Origin of the sequence: Hoeflea ulvae (genome assembly GCF_026619435.1) — a bacterium.
GTDB lineage: Bacteria > Pseudomonadota > Alphaproteobacteria > Rhizobiales > Rhizobiaceae > Hoeflea > Hoeflea ulvae.
This window is the reverse complement of record NZ_JAOVZQ010000001.1, coordinates 2,365,579-2,379,370: the sequence shown is the minus strand read 5'-3', so window position 1 is coordinate 2,379,370 and position 13,792 is coordinate 2,365,579. Positions and strand designations below refer to the sequence as shown.

The 13,792-nt window shown below is 57.0% G+C and carries 17 protein-coding genes and 1 tRNA gene; 8 read left to right on the top strand and 10 right to left on the bottom strand.

All coding sequences use genetic code 11. The features are described 5' to 3' along the window. The first annotated feature begins 49 nt into the window (after positions 1-49). Both OEG82_RS24315 and OEG82_RS11240 read left to right on the top strand, forming a co-directional pair. Positions 50-358, top strand: a complete 309-nt coding sequence (locus OEG82_RS24315; protein ID WP_425497642.1) for a DUF3102 domain-containing protein — start codon at positions 50-52, stop codon at positions 356-358. Positions 359-555: 197 nt separating this feature from the next. Next, on the top strand, positions 556-846 hold the full coding sequence (locus tag OEG82_RS11240) for a hypothetical protein (protein ID WP_267612538.1): 291 nt from the start codon (positions 556-558) through the stop codon (positions 844-846). 183 nt (positions 847-1,029) lie between these two features. Here the strand turns inward: OEG82_RS11240 and OEG82_RS11235 are convergent, their stop codons facing one another. Together OEG82_RS11235 and OEG82_RS11230 are read right to left on the bottom strand one after the other, a co-directional pair. Further along, entirely contained in the window at positions 1,030-1,287 is a 258-nt protein-coding gene (locus OEG82_RS11235) for a hypothetical protein (RefSeq protein ID WP_267612537.1), read from the bottom strand. A gap of 195 nt (positions 1,288-1,482) precedes the next feature. Next, a complete protein-coding gene (locus OEG82_RS11230; RefSeq protein WP_267612536.1) occupies positions 1,483-1,893 on the bottom strand; it encodes a hypothetical protein in 411 nt (136 codons plus the stop codon). A 465-nt stretch (positions 1,894-2,358) separates the two neighbouring features. Between OEG82_RS11230 and OEG82_RS11225 the strand changes: the two genes are divergently transcribed. The 3 genes from OEG82_RS11225 to OEG82_RS11215 are packed head-to-tail and all read left to right on the top strand — an operon-like array spanning position 2,359 to position 4,664. Beyond that, positions 2,359-3,753, top strand: a complete 1,395-nt coding sequence (locus OEG82_RS11225) for a hypothetical protein (RefSeq protein ID WP_267612535.1) — start codon at positions 2,359-2,361, stop codon at positions 3,751-3,753. Then, positions 3,743-4,084 carry a hypothetical protein gene (locus tag OEG82_RS11220; protein WP_267612534.1) on the top strand — a complete coding sequence of 114 codons (342 nt, stop codon included), beginning with the start codon at positions 3,743-3,745 and terminating at the stop codon, positions 4,082-4,084. The genes OEG82_RS11225 and OEG82_RS11220 overlap by 11 nt, the downstream gene beginning before the upstream one ends. 1 nt (position 4,085) lies before the next feature. After that, positions 4,086-4,664 carry a hypothetical protein gene (locus OEG82_RS11215; protein WP_267612533.1) on the top strand — a complete coding sequence of 193 codons (579 nt, stop codon included), beginning with the start codon at positions 4,086-4,088 and terminating at the stop codon, positions 4,662-4,664. A gap of 590 nt (positions 4,665-5,254) precedes the next feature. On the opposite strand, the gene OEG82_RS11210 is transcribed toward OEG82_RS11215, so the two are convergent. From OEG82_RS11210 to OEG82_RS11200, 3 genes are all read right to left on the bottom strand, one after another. Continuing rightward, positions 5,255-5,437, bottom strand: a complete 183-nt coding sequence (locus OEG82_RS11210; RefSeq protein WP_267612532.1) for a hypothetical protein — start codon at positions 5,435-5,437, stop codon at positions 5,255-5,257. Positions 5,438-5,487: 50 nt separating this feature from the next. After that, complete coding sequence (locus OEG82_RS11205; RefSeq protein WP_267614929.1) at positions 5,488-6,132, bottom strand: SOS response-associated peptidase; 645 nt, start codon at positions 6,130-6,132, stop codon at positions 5,488-5,490. A gap of 363 nt (positions 6,133-6,495) precedes the next feature. After that, positions 6,496-6,572: transfer RNA gene (locus tag OEG82_RS11200), tRNA-Pro, on the bottom strand. Positions 6,573-6,865: 293 nt separating this feature from the next. Between OEG82_RS11200 and OEG82_RS11195 the strand changes: the two genes are divergently transcribed. Further along, positions 6,866-8,491 carry a pilus assembly protein gene (locus OEG82_RS11195; protein WP_267612531.1) on the top strand — a complete coding sequence of 542 codons (1,626 nt, stop codon included), beginning with the start codon at positions 6,866-6,868 and terminating at the stop codon, positions 8,489-8,491. Between the two features lie 193 nt (positions 8,492-8,684). Here OEG82_RS11195 and OEG82_RS11190 read toward each other — a convergent pair whose 3' ends face one another. Together OEG82_RS11190 and OEG82_RS11185 are read right to left on the bottom strand one after the other, a co-directional pair. Then, positions 8,685-8,954: a hypothetical protein gene (locus OEG82_RS11190; RefSeq protein WP_267612530.1), complete on the bottom strand. Its 270-nt coding sequence runs from the start codon at positions 8,952-8,954 to the stop codon at positions 8,685-8,687. A gap of 12 nt (positions 8,955-8,966) precedes the next feature. Next, on the bottom strand, positions 8,967-10,187 hold the full coding sequence (locus OEG82_RS11185; protein WP_267612529.1) for a GNAT family N-acetyltransferase: 1,221 nt from the start codon (positions 10,185-10,187) through the stop codon (positions 8,967-8,969). A gap of 87 nt (positions 10,188-10,274) precedes the next feature. Between OEG82_RS11185 and OEG82_RS11180 the strand changes: the two genes are divergently transcribed. Continuing rightward, entirely contained in the window at positions 10,275-11,273 is a 999-nt protein-coding gene (locus OEG82_RS11180) for a LysR family transcriptional regulator (RefSeq protein ID WP_267612528.1), read from the top strand. Then, the gene (locus OEG82_RS11175) at positions 11,270-11,473 is read left to right on the top strand and encodes a hypothetical protein (RefSeq protein WP_267612527.1); all 204 of its coding nucleotides are present in this window, start codon (positions 11,270-11,272) and stop codon (positions 11,471-11,473) included. Before OEG82_RS11180 ends, OEG82_RS11175 begins: the two co-directional genes overlap by 4 nt. 34 nt (positions 11,474-11,507) lie before the next feature. On the opposite strand, the gene OEG82_RS11170 is transcribed toward OEG82_RS11175, so the two are convergent. The 3 genes from OEG82_RS11170 to OEG82_RS11160 all read right to left on the bottom strand — a co-directional run bounded on the left by OEG82_RS11170 (position 11,508) and on the right by OEG82_RS11160 (position 13,784). Beyond that, a complete protein-coding gene (locus tag OEG82_RS11170) occupies positions 11,508-12,047 on the bottom strand; it encodes a MerR family transcriptional regulator (protein ID WP_267612526.1) in 540 nt (179 codons plus the stop codon). A 264-nt stretch (positions 12,048-12,311) separates the two neighbouring features. Beyond that, entirely contained in the window at positions 12,312-12,641 is a 330-nt protein-coding gene (locus tag OEG82_RS11165) for an integration host factor subunit alpha (RefSeq protein WP_267612525.1), read from the bottom strand. 171 nt (positions 12,642-12,812) lie between these two features. Continuing rightward, positions 12,813-13,784: a beta-ketoacyl-ACP synthase III gene (locus OEG82_RS11160; RefSeq protein ID WP_267612524.1), complete on the bottom strand. Its 972-nt coding sequence runs from the start codon at positions 13,782-13,784 to the stop codon at positions 12,813-12,815. Positions 13,785-13,792: the final 8 nt, after the last annotated feature.

Sequence of the window (13,792 nt, the reverse complement as noted above, 5' to 3'; positions counted from 1 at the left end):
AGGCGAACGGCCAGCCGGACACTATCGAATTGACCGCAATTTGCTCGCCGTGAAAGAGCAGATCGGGCACGGGAACTTTCTGCCCTGGATCGAAAAAGAATTCGATATGAGCGAGAGGACAGCCCGCCGTTTCATGGAAGTTTCCCGTGTCTATGGCGATGGAAATCGGCCACCGTGGCCGATTTGGAAAGCAAGTCTCTCTATGAGCTTGCCGCCCCGAATACCCGCCGGAAGTCCGCGAGCAGATCGAGGCGATGATCGCCGCTGGCGAGGTCGTCAGCGCCGCCACGGTCAAGGATCTCCGCCGCAAGCTGGACGGTCTGGAGAGAGCGAAGGCGCTGGCTCATGCGATGCATGACTACTCGATTAAATCAAATATCGTCGCTAAGCAAATTCGGTTAAATCGAATTATATCCTATTGATATTGTTATGATTTTTGGCTTGATATTTCACTGCATCTAATGCAAGTTTGCGACGCTGCTTCGAAAGCAGCGAGCCACCGGACGGTTGCACCCGCCGGCGGCTCTGACCACAACCGATCGAATGGAGAGCCGTATGGCTTCCTTGAACAATATCACCCCCACCGATCCGACGACAAGCGACCAGCGTTCACCGCGGGCAATTCATGGCTTCATGACCCCAACAATGCGGGCAGCGGTCAATGATTTCACGGCCAAGCTTATGGCCGAAAAGCTCGTCGAGGCTGGCACTGACCTCTTAGACCTGGCAGCGGTCCACGAAGCTCTCCGGTCCTCGAGATTTGGCGAGCTGCTGATTGAGAGTTGCGCCGATCGGGCAGCGGATCAGGCTAGGCGGTTGCAGCCGGTTGCTACTCCGCGCCACTGAAACCACCACCATCATCGAGGGCGCGCACGAAGCGCGCCCTTTGCCGCTGTGAACAGCGATCTCACTTTACCCGCAGGATGATCGTCCATATTCAGCGCATCCTTTCCTTTGACGCGGGATGAACGCGCAGAGAGAGACAACGCGGCCGGTCAGTGACCGGCCTTATCCGCTGAAGGTTTCGGCTTAAGATATCGTTTTGGTAAAACCACCAAGTAAACCGCCAAACAGGGCGCCAATTTTTGTATAGATGGTCGGCGCCAACGAAGTGTCCCGTGACAGCGTTTCTTTAATGGTCGCACCAGGCAGCTCTTCTCCGGTGTCAGAACTTAGAAGCGTTAACCCAAGCGAGGTTAGCTGTACGCCACCAAATCCGCTTTCACCGGCAGTGCCGGCAATCTGCTCCTGAAAGGTGATCGCGCCCTCTTTTTCGAGCCACGTCATCACGTCATCACGTCATAAAAGTGTTCATCGAGTTCCACCCATCCATCATCTAAATAGTCCATTTCAAACAAATCGACTGGCCACAAATCGATTCTTCGAAGTCCACCTCCAGCTAACTTTGATAGGATCCGGCCAACGATCTTGAAAGATTGTGCGAACGCGTCTCGCGTCATTCACCTGTCTCCATTGCCGCGGCTACGAGTCGTTCGGATAAATGTCATCCGCCTCGTACTCGTTGGCGCCGATCTGATCTTCGTATCTGCTATGCGTAAGTACGACATTGAAGCGCTTGAAAAACCCAAAAAACTCGTCGTTTGTCATATCAACATGGACTGATCGCAGAGATGGTCGCTTTGGATCGGCCAAGAAATCGTCCAACGTTGTGTGATTCTGAATGTCGGCAACTGTCAGCGTCACGGACATTTCCTTCACTGGGCCGCTGTGGTTTTCGCCACTCCAGAATTCGATAGCCACAAGCACGTCCTTCTCGCTGACATAACCTTGGTCACGGAAGTGTGAAAGCAGGTCATTATTGTCGCCGCGATCCGCTGCGGCAGTCCCGCGGAAGTCGTTATACTGAACCGATGCTCTAAATTTTCTTGCCATCAAGCGCGTCCTCCTATGTTACCTTAATCGTGCGCGAATCGACGGGAGAGATCAAGGTGGACGCAACCAAAGGCTGAGTCTATCGGTTACTCAAGCATATCAAACATGTGCGCCAGCTTGGCCCACTTTCTTGCCTAACTTTTTTACGCGCTTGCAAAGCGCCGCTCATGTGGCGACAAGCTCGGCACGCTCCAGGGAGTCGATCTCACTCAAGATCCAAGAATAGATGCTGATCGCCCCCCTAATCCACGCGATGTTCAGCAGCAATCCGGGAGTGCACGTTGCCAACAACAGGCTATGATGTCACAACCTACAAGGGATAATACAACCGCGGCTAGCGGTCCATCATCGACTCACGGTCGCCGCGCCTCAAATAGCAAATGTGAATCCGCGTTGAGAACAATCAGCACTGCCGAGCTCGTACGGAGAGCTCTTACCCATAACGAAACTGCTGTGGACGTGGTCTTGCGCAATTCAGCACAGCAGCGGCGTAACGCGCTTGCAAAATCTTGGAACGTAAAGGGTTTAAAGGGACAATCCAAACTCGGCGTCAAGCGAGCCATTGAGAATGTGGTTCGCAAAAATAAGACATACAATCCGCAACGTAGCGAATTGACATCCGCAGATCTGGTTTTGTTGCTACGTGAGATGCGAACCTCAGTGGTACTCGATGGACTTTATCCAGAGCGAACCAAGCCAAACTTCTGGCAAAGACTGAGAAATAGGAATCCTCAATCGGTCGGCACTGAGATCGATTTAGAAGATTTCAGTTTCCTAAAAAACCCCCGAGCCACTCTAACTGCTCTCAGACAGATAGCGGAGGCTGAAGCTCGGTGCCTTGGCGCGCGCATCAACTTCAAGGACGAATACTGTCTCGACGTCGCGCCGTTCATGGTGCTCGTGGAGTGCTGGAAGGAGATGATCCCCGTCTTTGAAGGCGGCGAGATGAATGTGCCAATGCAAAAAGTCTTGGCTGCCATTGGAATTCAGTACGCATTGGGTGTCGGCTTCAAGGGGCTGTCAGACTTCAAAGACGTTTGGGCATTCCCACTTTCTAGGCGCCGCCGCGCCGGTGGGACCGACAGCCGATCTCCGTTCGTAGATGTACCCACGCGCGACTACGCGACAGACAGATTTGTAGGCGCTATCGATGAGTGGCTAGGCCGTCCAGAGATCGAGCTGGAATTGACGGAATCAGGCAGAGAAAAGTTGATGAATCTGCTAGGAGAGGTGCTTGAGAATGCGGAGCGGCACTCAGACGGTTACCGCCGTGACGGTTCATGGTCTGTTTCGGGCTTCCTAGCCAAACGCAGCGAGGTCGACGGTGGCCCGACATATAAGGCCAGTATAGGGATAGTTTCCATCGGAGATACCTTCTCTGAAAGCCTATCGCGCGCGCACCCGAACCAGAAGAGCGAAATCGCAGCCTACATTGCGGCCATGCGACGAGCAGGTGCTAGACAATCTGACGATACTTTAAGAACGTTGGCGGCTCTGCAGGACGGCGTCACTTGCGTGGAGGAGGCCGACGCCGCCAATCGAGGTGGGTTTGGGATAATGGACATCCTCGACTTCGTCACCGAGCTAGGACAAACCAACGACCAAAGGCATACCCCGCAGGTAACGATTATTTCAGGTTCGTCTTGTATCCAGCTTAAAGGACCTTATAACAAGGGAATGATAAGCGGGGACGCAAAGCCGCCCCCGCGCGTGCAGTGGTTCAATAGCCAGAATTCAGCTAGCATTCCGCCAGACCCTGAATATGTGTTCGATCTTGACGCAAAAATGCCAGGCACGGCGATCAGCATAGGATTTTCGTTGGATCCGGATGTGTTAAGGAGAGTGTTCGATGGTTCTTGAAGCAACACGGATTGACTTCAGAGAGATTGCCGGCGGTACAGTTCGTAACATCTCCGGCCATGAACGTGGCGTGGAAGCCCGGAAGAAATACGACCTCGATCGACTCGATGCTAAGGGCGAGGTTGTGTCCGTTATCATCCCAGATGACATCGACGCAGTGGCCGCCTCGTTCTTTCAAGGTATGTTCTCTGAGAGTGTTAAGCGCTTTAAATCCAAGGACGAATTTCTTCGACATTACAATTTCATCGCGAAGCCGGTAATGATGGAGCAGATCCTTCGAGGGATAGACAGAAGCCTAACCGAACGCCGCGGATCTGCGTTCAAAACCTAAAATGGCAGAAACTCAGGAAGTTGTAACCAAGGCAGCCGTTTGGAATTGGAATGAAATCCGATTGTGGGGGGCTTTGGGTATTTCCATTATTTCCTTGATGTGGAGCGAACGGAATCGTCGAGTCGCTAACCGGTCAACTCTTGCCATCCGCACTCAAACAATTCGCCTCGAAGAATTTCGGAGTACCGTTAAGACTCCTCTGCTAGAAGCCCTCGCCGATTGTGAGGTTGCGGCGACCAAAGCCGAGTCAATCGCTCGATCAGGGCAAACGTTGGATCAGCTTAAGCCGGAAATTGAAATCCTCAATCGGTCCACTATTGACGCGCTTGGCAAACTTGAGAGCCGCTTAAATGATGCGAATGAGAGCATGTTCACCGACGATACCGATTGGTTGAACGGGTTCAACGAGCTCGAGGATGAAGTTCTAGGATTTTTCAACGCATCCTCCAATGCTGTAAATCAGGATAGTTTGCGAAGGGATGCCCTGCTTAAGGCTAAGGTCAGCCTCCGCAAACTTAGGACGAAAACTAAAGCGCGGATCGAAGCTCACATCAAAACTATCACGACGGCGTCTTCATAGCGGCGAATATAGAGGCTCAGCCTTGCGAAAGGAGAGTCCGACAGCTCAATTTTCACCACTGGTTCCGCCGTTTTCTTCACCTTCCGCCTTCAGGCGAAACCTTCCATCTTCAACTTCCTAGCAAATTTTCCGGCTTAGGATATTTGTTGTCGAGAATCATCGCTTTGCCCAACTCATCCCCTTACCGCCAAACAGGGGGAAGTTAGGCCCGCGAAGGTAAAGCGGGACCCCACGAACACATCAAACAGCCCCGCCCTGCTGAGAGGTAGGATCAATAGACTCCCTGCCTCGTCGCTAGCGCCACTTATCCAGTGCCGGATTATGGTTATCGGAGATTGTTTGAGTCTTGCTCAAAATGATCATGACCGATGATCCACAATCTCGGCATTTGAGTTGATTGATGTAGGTTCTTCTCGCGGGGCATCGCGACAGGTCAACATCGCGGTTAACCCTAAAGCCGTGGCAGGTGCCGTTTAGTCGGTAGCCATGTTCGAGCAGGTCGGCGAATGTTTCAATGATGATGGGTTTCTCGGGCGTGAACACAGCATCGAATCTCCAAAGCTGCCGTCCCGGCGCTCTGGATCGTCCATTCATACAGGCTTGGCAAGCCCGTCTTTCAGCGTTGCCTCAAGAGTTTCGCTTTCGTGCCTCGCCGTTTCGAGGAGATAGGCGAGCATCTCGAATTTTTCGGCCTTCGCAAGACCTATTAGCCCCTCGATCGACCCGTGGATGAATTGCACCTTTGCCAATTTATGCCGTATGTCCGTTGCCATGACATGCCTCCCCGCTTGTGAGGGGCCTACCAAGTAGCCCCGTGATCTGCCTAGGTCTCGTCCACCATCTTCAGCAGATCTTCGGGCAGCGGCCGCTGCAGCTCTTTCGCCTCGTCCCACGGGGCAGAAAGCCAAATGTCGATTTCTTCGCTAGTTGTGAGAAGCACCGGCATTGCCTTCTTGTGGACCGGCTCGACTATGGCATTGGGCTGGATTGTGAGGAAGGCATAAAGATCCGTCTCGATCTCACCCTCCTTAAGCTTTCGAACGCTTGTCCAGCGGGTCCAAATGCCAGCAAAAACAAACAGAGGTCGATCGTCATTGACGGCGAACCAAGCATTGGGTGTCCTTTCCCCCTCCGCCTTGCTTGCTGGGTCCGGCTCAGCAAACTCTGTCGCCGGAACCACACAACGGCTCTCAACTCCAAGCCAGCGCCGCCAATGGGGCGAAGATGCGTTGCGCACATTGGTGACGCCTTTGTCGACCTTCTTGCCCTCAAGAAACTTCGATGGCGTGGGCATGCCCCAGCGCGCTCGCGCAAGCACGCGCTTGCCATCCTCGCCTGTCCGCACGATGGGTGCCGAATAGTCGGGATACACTTTCCCAGGTTCGAGATTGCCGACCTCGTTCACAACCGCTCTTGTGAATTCGAGAATTGCCTGCGGTCCTATCGTGAGATTGTAGAGGTTACACATCAGCGAATCTCCTTTGCGGCCAAATGGACAGGCATCGCCATATTGCATCGGCTTTCCGAGCGCTGCAATAAATCAAGACAACTCACATGCGGTATAAGGTGCCGCTTCAACCCGATGCTCGATCCACCAAGCCATTTTGCGGTGCCGGTCAATATGTCGCCACTTGGACGGGGTGAAGGCATTGGGGGACCTGACAAACAAGATGCAGGCCGGCGGCCTACACATCGCTCATTGCCGCTTCCGCTTATCCCAAAGATATTTGTGGTGCTTACTATGCGCTTACGAACTCCCGAAAGCATGACCATTGGCTAGGACGCAAATGGTGGCAATACCAATAAGCCCTTGATACTCAAAAGATAAAAATGGTCGGAGCGGCGGGATTCGAACCCACGACCCCTTGTCCCCCAGACAAGTGCGCTACCGGGCTGCGCTACGCTCCGACTGGTCACAGGCCATAGATCATCGACGTTTTCGGCGCAAGGCCGGTTTTGATTTTTGCCGCAAAATCGCTGCTGCGTTTGCCTCCCGGCAAGCCTCGAAAATCACCCCCCTATCAGTTTTTACCCGCAAGTATTCCAGCGCGTTAGTTAGATATTTCAGCAGTTAGGAAACCGTTATTTTAACTTAGATTTCCATAATCACCGCAAGAACAAGAAGATGGCACGGGGCCTTGGTTCGAATGAACAGTTGCCGGCCGGAGCCAGAGCATGATTGCAGATTCAGGTATATTAAGATGTTGAGGAAAATTCCCCTTCTCAAGGACACATCCGGAAATTTCGGCATGGCCTTTGCCATTCTCGCCGTTCCGGTGATGCTGTCGGGCGGACTGGCGGTCGACTATGTCGGCTTGAGCCTCCAGAAAAGCGAATTGCAGAATGCGGCAGATGCGGCCGCCCTCGCAGTTGCCCGCGAAGGCGAGATCACCGGCCCGTATGCCGTCGAGATCGCCCGCCAGGTGGTTGCCGCCAATTACGGCTTCACTACCGCACAGGTCGCGGCCGCCACGGCGAGCGGCGTTGCCCGGATCAATGTCGCCGTGGACAAGCCGCTGGTCTTTAGCGGGCTGTTGAACAAGAAATCCGTCATGGTCAATGTCCGCTCGGAAGCCACCTATGCCTCGACCAGATACGAGATCGCGCTTGTGCTCGACACCACCGGCTCGATGGCCGGCGGCAAGCTGGTGACATTGCAAAATGCCATCATCGGCCTGGTGGATGACATCGAGGCGCTCGGGCTTGACAAGGACCAGGTCAAGATCGCGCTTGTTCCCTATTCCGGCTTCGTCAATGTCGGGCCGGAATTCGGCCCGGTGATCAATGGCGGCGGCAAGGTCAAGGTGCCCGCGGCCGACTGGCTCGACCAGGACGCCAAGGCACCAATCCCGCAATCCGACCTGCCCTCGGAATTCAGCCGTTTTGCCATGTTCAGACATCTCAAGGTGGACTGGCCCGGATGCGTGGAAACACGCGTGGCCAATGGCAAGACGCTGCACGATGTCTTTGACACCGTGCCCGACCCGAATGACAAGCAGTCACTGTTCACGCCGTTCTTCGCCATTGATGAACCCGACATCCCGCTGCTGTTTGCCAATTCCTACCTGCCGGATTCCGGACTGCCCCTCAAAGGCAAGGGCACCACGGAAACCGACAAGGAAGACCAGCTCGTGCGCTATGGCCGCACCGGCAAATATGTCAAGCCGAAGGACACCGATGACGCCATCGTCCAGGTGATGAAATGGAAGAAACCGAAAGCGGATTTCTCGCCGTCGATCTCGCTTTCAGGTCAGTCCGCGCCGAAAGGTCCGGGATTTGGGTGTGAGGTCGAACCGCTGGTCACGCTGACAACCGACTTCGACGAGATCAGGTCGACGGTGCGGAAACTCACAGCCTCCGGCAGCAACAACATGCTGGAAGGGGTGATGTGGGGCTGGCGCGTGCTTTCGAGCCGCGAACCCTTCACCGAGGGCTCGGACGAGGCCGACGGATCGGTCGAGAAGATCATGATCTTCGTCAGCGACGGCGAGAACTCCTTCGGCAACCTCAACAACCTGCTTGGATCGAGTTACACCAGCATGGGATATCTGGTTGACGGCCGCCTGGACGGCCTCACCGCGGCAAGCTCCGGCCAGACCACCTCGGCGCTGGACAAGAAGACGATCGCCGCCTGCACCAATGCCAAGGAAGACGGCGTCGAAATCTACACCATCCGGCTCGAAAAGCCGGTGGTCACCACGGAGACGGTGCTGTCGGAATGCGCGTCGAGCAAAGCCCACTATTTCGATGCGCCATCGCGGCAGCAGCTTGCCCCGATCATGGATGCGATCAGGAAGGGCGTGGTGCAACTCCGGCTGACCTTGTAGGCCGCTTTTCTTCCGACAAGCCCGGCGCCCATGCGGCGCTCGGACCCAAAACCGGAAAGACCGGAGCTGCACTGACGCAGCCCCGGTCTTTCCCTGCACGGAACAGCTCGTCCCATGGGTTCAAATAAAACCGGACGGATGCGCCGCGAACGGTGGCGTCAACCCTAGCACCCGCCCGGCAAACCGCTGGTCGTTAGGCTTCCCCGGCGGTTTTGCTGTTCAGAAGGACGATATTGTCGCTCCGTTCTGAAAACGCGAGTTTCATTTTGAGGCGCAGCAGCGCATCGAGATTTGTCTCCTGGCCCTTCGAGGGTTCATGGCCCTCCCAGTCCAGCGCCGTCTGCAGCACGGCCATGTTGATGAGGTGGCTCAGATCGCCATGCTTGAGCCGGTCCGCTTCTTCGCGGCAGGTAACCAGCGTGCGAATGATCCAGGCGTAGGATGTTGCTTGGGCTGTGAACATGAACAGTGCCTCTCACATGTGCGGACTATGGGAATGCGCATGCCGTGCGGCCGACAGTTCAAGCGGGCCCGGGACATGCCATGCGCCTTCCGGCCGGATCAGCCGGTAGGGTCCGTCCTTGAGCGAGATCGCTGTCGGCGACGGTTCGATGTCGTCGATCATTTCGACGAAAACATGATCCGAGAAGGCGAAGGGCGCACCGTTTTCCTTGAGCTTGAAGCCGAAATGCTGCCAGAAAGGCAGATAGTCCTCGCGGGCATGGCCATAGATCCGGCGGAACCCCTTCTCCTTGCACAATGCAACGCTGGCGCGCACCAGCTCGAAGGCCGTGCGTGACGTGCGGAATTCCTTGCGCACCGCCAGCCGTTCCATCTTGGCGAAATCCCCGAAATAGCGCACGCGCATGCAGCCGGCCGGCTCGTTGTCGACCAGCGCCAGCAGATGGGTGGCGGCCAGGTCATTGCCGTCGAACTCTTCGTCAAAGGGGCAGGCCTGTTCTCCGATAAAGACGGCCGAGCGCACCGCGGCAACCCGCATCATGTCGTCAAACCCCGTCACCACACGGATGCCGGTCGGCCGCAGCACGGGATCATGGGTGGCGTAGCGCGGCAGCCGTTCGGCCAGCGTTTTCGACCGGCGCGGGATCATGTAGAAACCCTCGAGGAAATGGCCATCGTGCCAGACGCCGTGCTCAAAGCCGCGCCGGACCATGGCGCGATGTCCGCGGATGGTGAACGAGGTCGAGACGACGTCGGCTTCGGCGTAATGGGGCGAGTCGAAGCGGTCCATGACGCGGTTGATGCCGGCCGCCAGAATGCCCGGCGTGAAGCTGGCCCAGACATAGATTGCGGCGGGCCGTTCATGCTGGCACACGAGATACTCGTCCTGCGGATCAAGAAGGTTCAGGCTGCCTTCAAACAGCGCCGATCGGCCTGCCTCATTGAGCAGAAGAGCGGACATGAAGCCTTCCGCGCGGGTCCTGCCCCGGCGTGCAAACAGCCAGATCGCATCCGGGTTCTTCTCCGCGATACGGATTACCGTTGCAGGCTCGGCCAGCTGGCCGATGACCTTGCCGGCAGCTTCGAGAAGCCGCGGCACGTCGGCACGCTCCAGCCTGTTGGAAACGGTCACCATTGCAGCAGCACGCTGCATGCGCTGTGCTTCCAGCGCCGCCTCAGCAGTCAACCCGCTTGCATTTGCGGGGAAAACGCTATTCTGTGGTTTGGCGGACATGGTTAAATTCCTCTATGTATCGAAGAAGAAGTTAACCAAGTCCTTCGCATTTGACTTTGGCAAATAGTGCTACAGAGAGTTCCCCCTATGGAACACCAATGGCGGAACGCTGATTGGAACAGCATCCGGGTTTTCCTGTCCGTTGCGAGGCATTCGAGCTTCCGCAAGGCCACGGAAGAGCTCGGCATGTCGATCAACACGGTGCGGCGAACAATCACCAGGCTCGAGGATCAGCTTGGATACCCCTTGCTGTTTCGCGAGTCCGATGGCGTCCGCCTGACCGATGAAGGCCGCCGGGTGGTGCTTGCCGCGCGGGACGTGGAGAGTTCGGTATCGGACATGTGGCGCGTGGCCGCCATGGCGGAGCGCGAGGCCAGCGGCCCGATCCGGCTTGCCATCACCGAGGGCCTGGGCAGTTTCTGGCTGACGCCGCGCATTGTCGACTACATGAATGACACCGGCGCCAGGAACCGCATCGAGCTGCAATGCGCCATGCGCTCGGTCGATGTGCTGCGCATGGAAGCCGATATCTCGGTGCAGCTTGAAATGCCCAACCGGCCGGAACTCAAGGTCAAGCGGCTGGGCTATCTGCACCTTGTCCCCTTTGCCAGCGCCAGCTATCTCGAACAGTTCGGCCGCCCCAAGAATGTTGCCGACATGGTCAATCACCGCGTAGTCGAGCAGCAGACCGACCAGTTGCGGGGCTATGAGCTCGACAAGATATTCGGGGCACAGATTGCCAACCGCATGGTGCGGATGAAAACCAATTTCTCGTCCGCGCATTACTGGGCTGTCGCCAAGGGCGCCGGCATCGGGCTGATGCCCAATTATGCAAGAGCCATCGGCGGCGATGTCGAACATATCGATCTGGGCTTCGATTTCCGCGTCGAGATCTGGCTTGCGACCCACCCGGAAGTGGTCAAGAGTGCCCGGCACAGGGCCTTTATCGATCTCCTGACCGACAGTTTCGACGATCGCAAATATCCCTGGTTCGGTCCTGACACGATGACGCCCGAGGCGATTGAAGAGCAGTTTTCGCGCGAGGACCTCAGGTCTTATTTCGAAGGATTCACGGCTCGCTCATGACTTCACGCCGTTCACCTTCCAACCGGCTGGAGCTTGTCACCCTGGCGACCCAGGACGACAGAGAGCGTCTCGCCATGGTGATGATGCAGATCGACATGGCGCTGGCGCTGGCCCGCGAAAAGGGCTTCGTCGATGTCGAATCCTATCTCGAAGCGGCACTGGAAGAAGCGCGCCGGGTTCACGGGCTCAGGGTAAATTGATCAGGATTGGCCGCGAGGCTGCGGGCCGCGGCGATCAGCGGACCTGGTCGAGCAATCTCTTGCATTCGAGAAGGTCATAGAGCGCTTCCTGAAGCAAGGCCCTGTCATCGCGCTTCAATCCGCCGCCCTTCGATGCTGCCGCCTCGTCCGGCTCCTTGCCGGATTCGCCACCTAGGCTGAAGAACCGCCGGGTCGAAGGCAGGCGCGCCTTGCCGACAAGCTGGTCTTCATCGGCTGCGGGCGCGCGTGCCGGCTCCGCCTCCTGGGCCATGCTGGCCGACAATGTTTCGACCGCGGCCATGTCACCGGCGCCGACGGCGATGACAAACTTGTTGCCGTTGAGCTTGAGCAGTTTCTGCACGCCCTTGATCGTGTAGCCCTGATCGTAAAGCAGGGTGCGGATGCCCTTGAGAAGATCGATGTCGTCCGGGCGATAGTACCGCCGGCCGCCGCCGCGCTTCATCGGCTTGATCTGGGTGAACCTGGTTTCCCAGAAGCGCAGCACATGCTGCGGCAGATCCAGGTCTTCCGCCACCTCCGAAATCGTCCGGAACGCGTCAGGGCTCTTGTCCATACTGCCACTCCGATTTTCGGGCGATGCTGGTGCGCTCAACAGCCTGCACGCAGATCACTCCACCCTGTAATATTGCCGCATCGCCTCGCGTCAGACCCAAAACGGAATTGACGCCCGATGCGGCAGCGAATCGCGATCAAGAGCCGCGAAGCCATCACCAGTTCAAAGCTTTGCAGGCTGAATATCAAGGGCATGATGACCATTGCCAACCACTATCAGCACATCTACAGGCCAGATCGCGGCGCAACGAGGGTAAGGCGCGGCTTACGGCTTGCTCTTGGTCTTGCCCTTGCGGGCCAGGTGGCCTTTGAGAACACGGCTCTTGAGCACGTTGGAGGCCTTGAAGGTCATCACCCGGCGCGGGCTGATCGGCACTTCTTCCCCGGTCTTGGGATTGCGTCCTATGCGCTCTTTCTTCTCGCGAACCTGGAAGGTCGCAAATGAGGAAAGCTTGACGCTGTCGCCACGCACGATGGCGCCGCAAACTTCGTCAATGACCATTTCTACAAGTTCTGCTGATTCGGTTCTCGAGAGCCCCACCTTGCGGAATACCGCTTCTGCAAGGTCCGCCCTGGTGATCGTTTTGCCACTCATTTTATCCAACCAAACTGGTCAGCATCCCCGCCGCCCGTTAATGTAGTTCAACAACACTATGGTTCAAGCTTCTCAAGGTCAAGTAACTCAGGCGAATGCGACCGCAGTTGGGCCGACGAACCAAAATTAGTTGAACATGACGCTTAAATCCTTGTTTCGACGTCCATTTGACTACCAGCGCAACAGCACCGAGCCCCAGGTGAAGCCGCCGCCCATCGCCTCGAGCAGCACAAGATCGCCCTTTTTGATCCTGCCGTCACCTGCCGCCTCGGCAAGCGCCAGCGGAATCGAGGCCGCCGAGGTGTTTCCGTGGTGGTCCACGGTGATCACCACCTTGGATTCGGCAATGCCGAGTTTGCGCGCCGAGGCATCGATGATGCGGCGGTTGGCCTGGTGAGGAACAAACCAGTCAATGTCATCCGATCCCAGGCCGGTGGCGGCATAGGCCGCTTCGATCACGTCGGTGATCATGCCGACTGCGTGCTTGAACACCTCGCGGCCCTGCATGCGCAGATGCCCGACCGTCCCGGTGGTCGAGGGTCCGCCGTCGACATAGAGCTTTTCGCGGTGCGCACCGTCGGAACGCAGATGCGCGGTGAGCACGCCGCGATCATCGGTGTTCCCCTCGCCTTCGGCCGCCTCCAGCACGATCGCGCCGGCGCCGTCTCCGAAGAGAACGCAGGTAGTGCGGTCATTCCAGTCGAGAATGCGGGAGAAGGTTTCGGCGCCGATGACGAGCACCCGCCTGGCCAGGCCCGACTTGATGTAGCTGTCGGCTGTCGTCACCGCGAACACGAAACCCGAGCAGACCGCCTGCACATCGAAGGCCGCACCGTGATGCATGCCGAGCCGGTTCTGGATATTGACGGCGGTGGCGGGAAAGGTGTTGTCCGGCGTCGAGGTGGCGCAGATGATCAGGTCGATATCGGCCGCGGTCATATTGGCGCGGTCAAGTGCTGCGCGGGCAGCCATTTCCCCCAGCGAAGCCGTGGTCTCGCCTTCGCCGGCAATGTGGCGCTGGCGAATGCCGGTCCGCTGAACGATCCACTCGTCATTGGTTTCGACCACACCTTCGAAATCGCTGTTTTTCATGATTCGCTCGGGGACCTGCGCCCCGAAACCACGTACAACTGAACGGATCATTATTCTTG

What these genes read in the sequence shown, in the direction of transcription:
- OEG82_RS11240 (WP_267612538.1), top strand. Translation starts at nt 556, where the DNA reads ATGGCTTCCTTGAACAATATCACCCCCACCGATCCGACGACAAGCGAC.
- OEG82_RS11235 (WP_267612537.1), bottom strand. Translation starts at nt 1,287, where the DNA reads ATGACGTGGCTCGAAAAAGAGGGCGCGATCACCTTTCAGGAGCAGATT.
- OEG82_RS11230 (WP_267612536.1), bottom strand. Translation starts at nt 1,893, where the DNA reads ATGGCAAGAAAATTTAGAGCATCGGTTCAGTATAACGACTTCCGCGGG.
- OEG82_RS11220 (WP_267612534.1), top strand. Translation starts at nt 3,743, where the DNA reads ATGGTTCTTGAAGCAACACGGATTGACTTCAGAGAGATTGCCGGCGGT.
- OEG82_RS11215 (WP_267612533.1), top strand. Translation starts at nt 4,086, where the DNA reads ATGGCAGAAACTCAGGAAGTTGTAACCAAGGCAGCCGTTTGGAATTGG.
- OEG82_RS11210 (WP_267612532.1), bottom strand. Translation starts at nt 5,437, where the DNA reads ATGGCAACGGACATACGGCATAAATTGGCAAAGGTGCAATTCATCCAC.
- OEG82_RS11205 (WP_267614929.1), bottom strand. Translation starts at nt 6,132, where the DNA reads ATGTGTAACCTCTACAATCTCACGATAGGACCGCAGGCAATTCTCGAA.
- OEG82_RS11195 (WP_267612531.1), top strand. Translation starts at nt 6,866, where the DNA reads ATGTTGAGGAAAATTCCCCTTCTCAAGGACACATCCGGAAATTTCGGC.
- OEG82_RS11190 (WP_267612530.1), bottom strand. Translation starts at nt 8,954, where the DNA reads ATGTTCACAGCCCAAGCAACATCCTACGCCTGGATCATTCGCACGCTG.
- OEG82_RS11185 (WP_267612529.1), bottom strand. Translation starts at nt 10,187, where the DNA reads ATGTCCGCCAAACCACAGAATAGCGTTTTCCCCGCAAATGCAAGCGGG.
- OEG82_RS11180 (WP_267612528.1), top strand. Translation starts at nt 10,275, where the DNA reads ATGGAACACCAATGGCGGAACGCTGATTGGAACAGCATCCGGGTTTTC.
- OEG82_RS11175 (WP_267612527.1), top strand. Translation starts at nt 11,270, where the DNA reads ATGACTTCACGCCGTTCACCTTCCAACCGGCTGGAGCTTGTCACCCTG.
- OEG82_RS11170 (WP_267612526.1), bottom strand. Translation starts at nt 12,047, where the DNA reads ATGGACAAGAGCCCTGACGCGTTCCGGACGATTTCGGAGGTGGCGGAA.
- OEG82_RS11165 (WP_267612525.1), bottom strand. Translation starts at nt 12,641, where the DNA reads ATGAGTGGCAAAACGATCACCAGGGCGGACCTTGCAGAAGCGGTATTC.
- OEG82_RS11160 (WP_267612524.1), bottom strand. Translation starts at nt 13,784, where the DNA reads ATGATCCGTTCAGTTGTACGTGGTTTCGGGGCGCAGGTCCCCGAGCGA.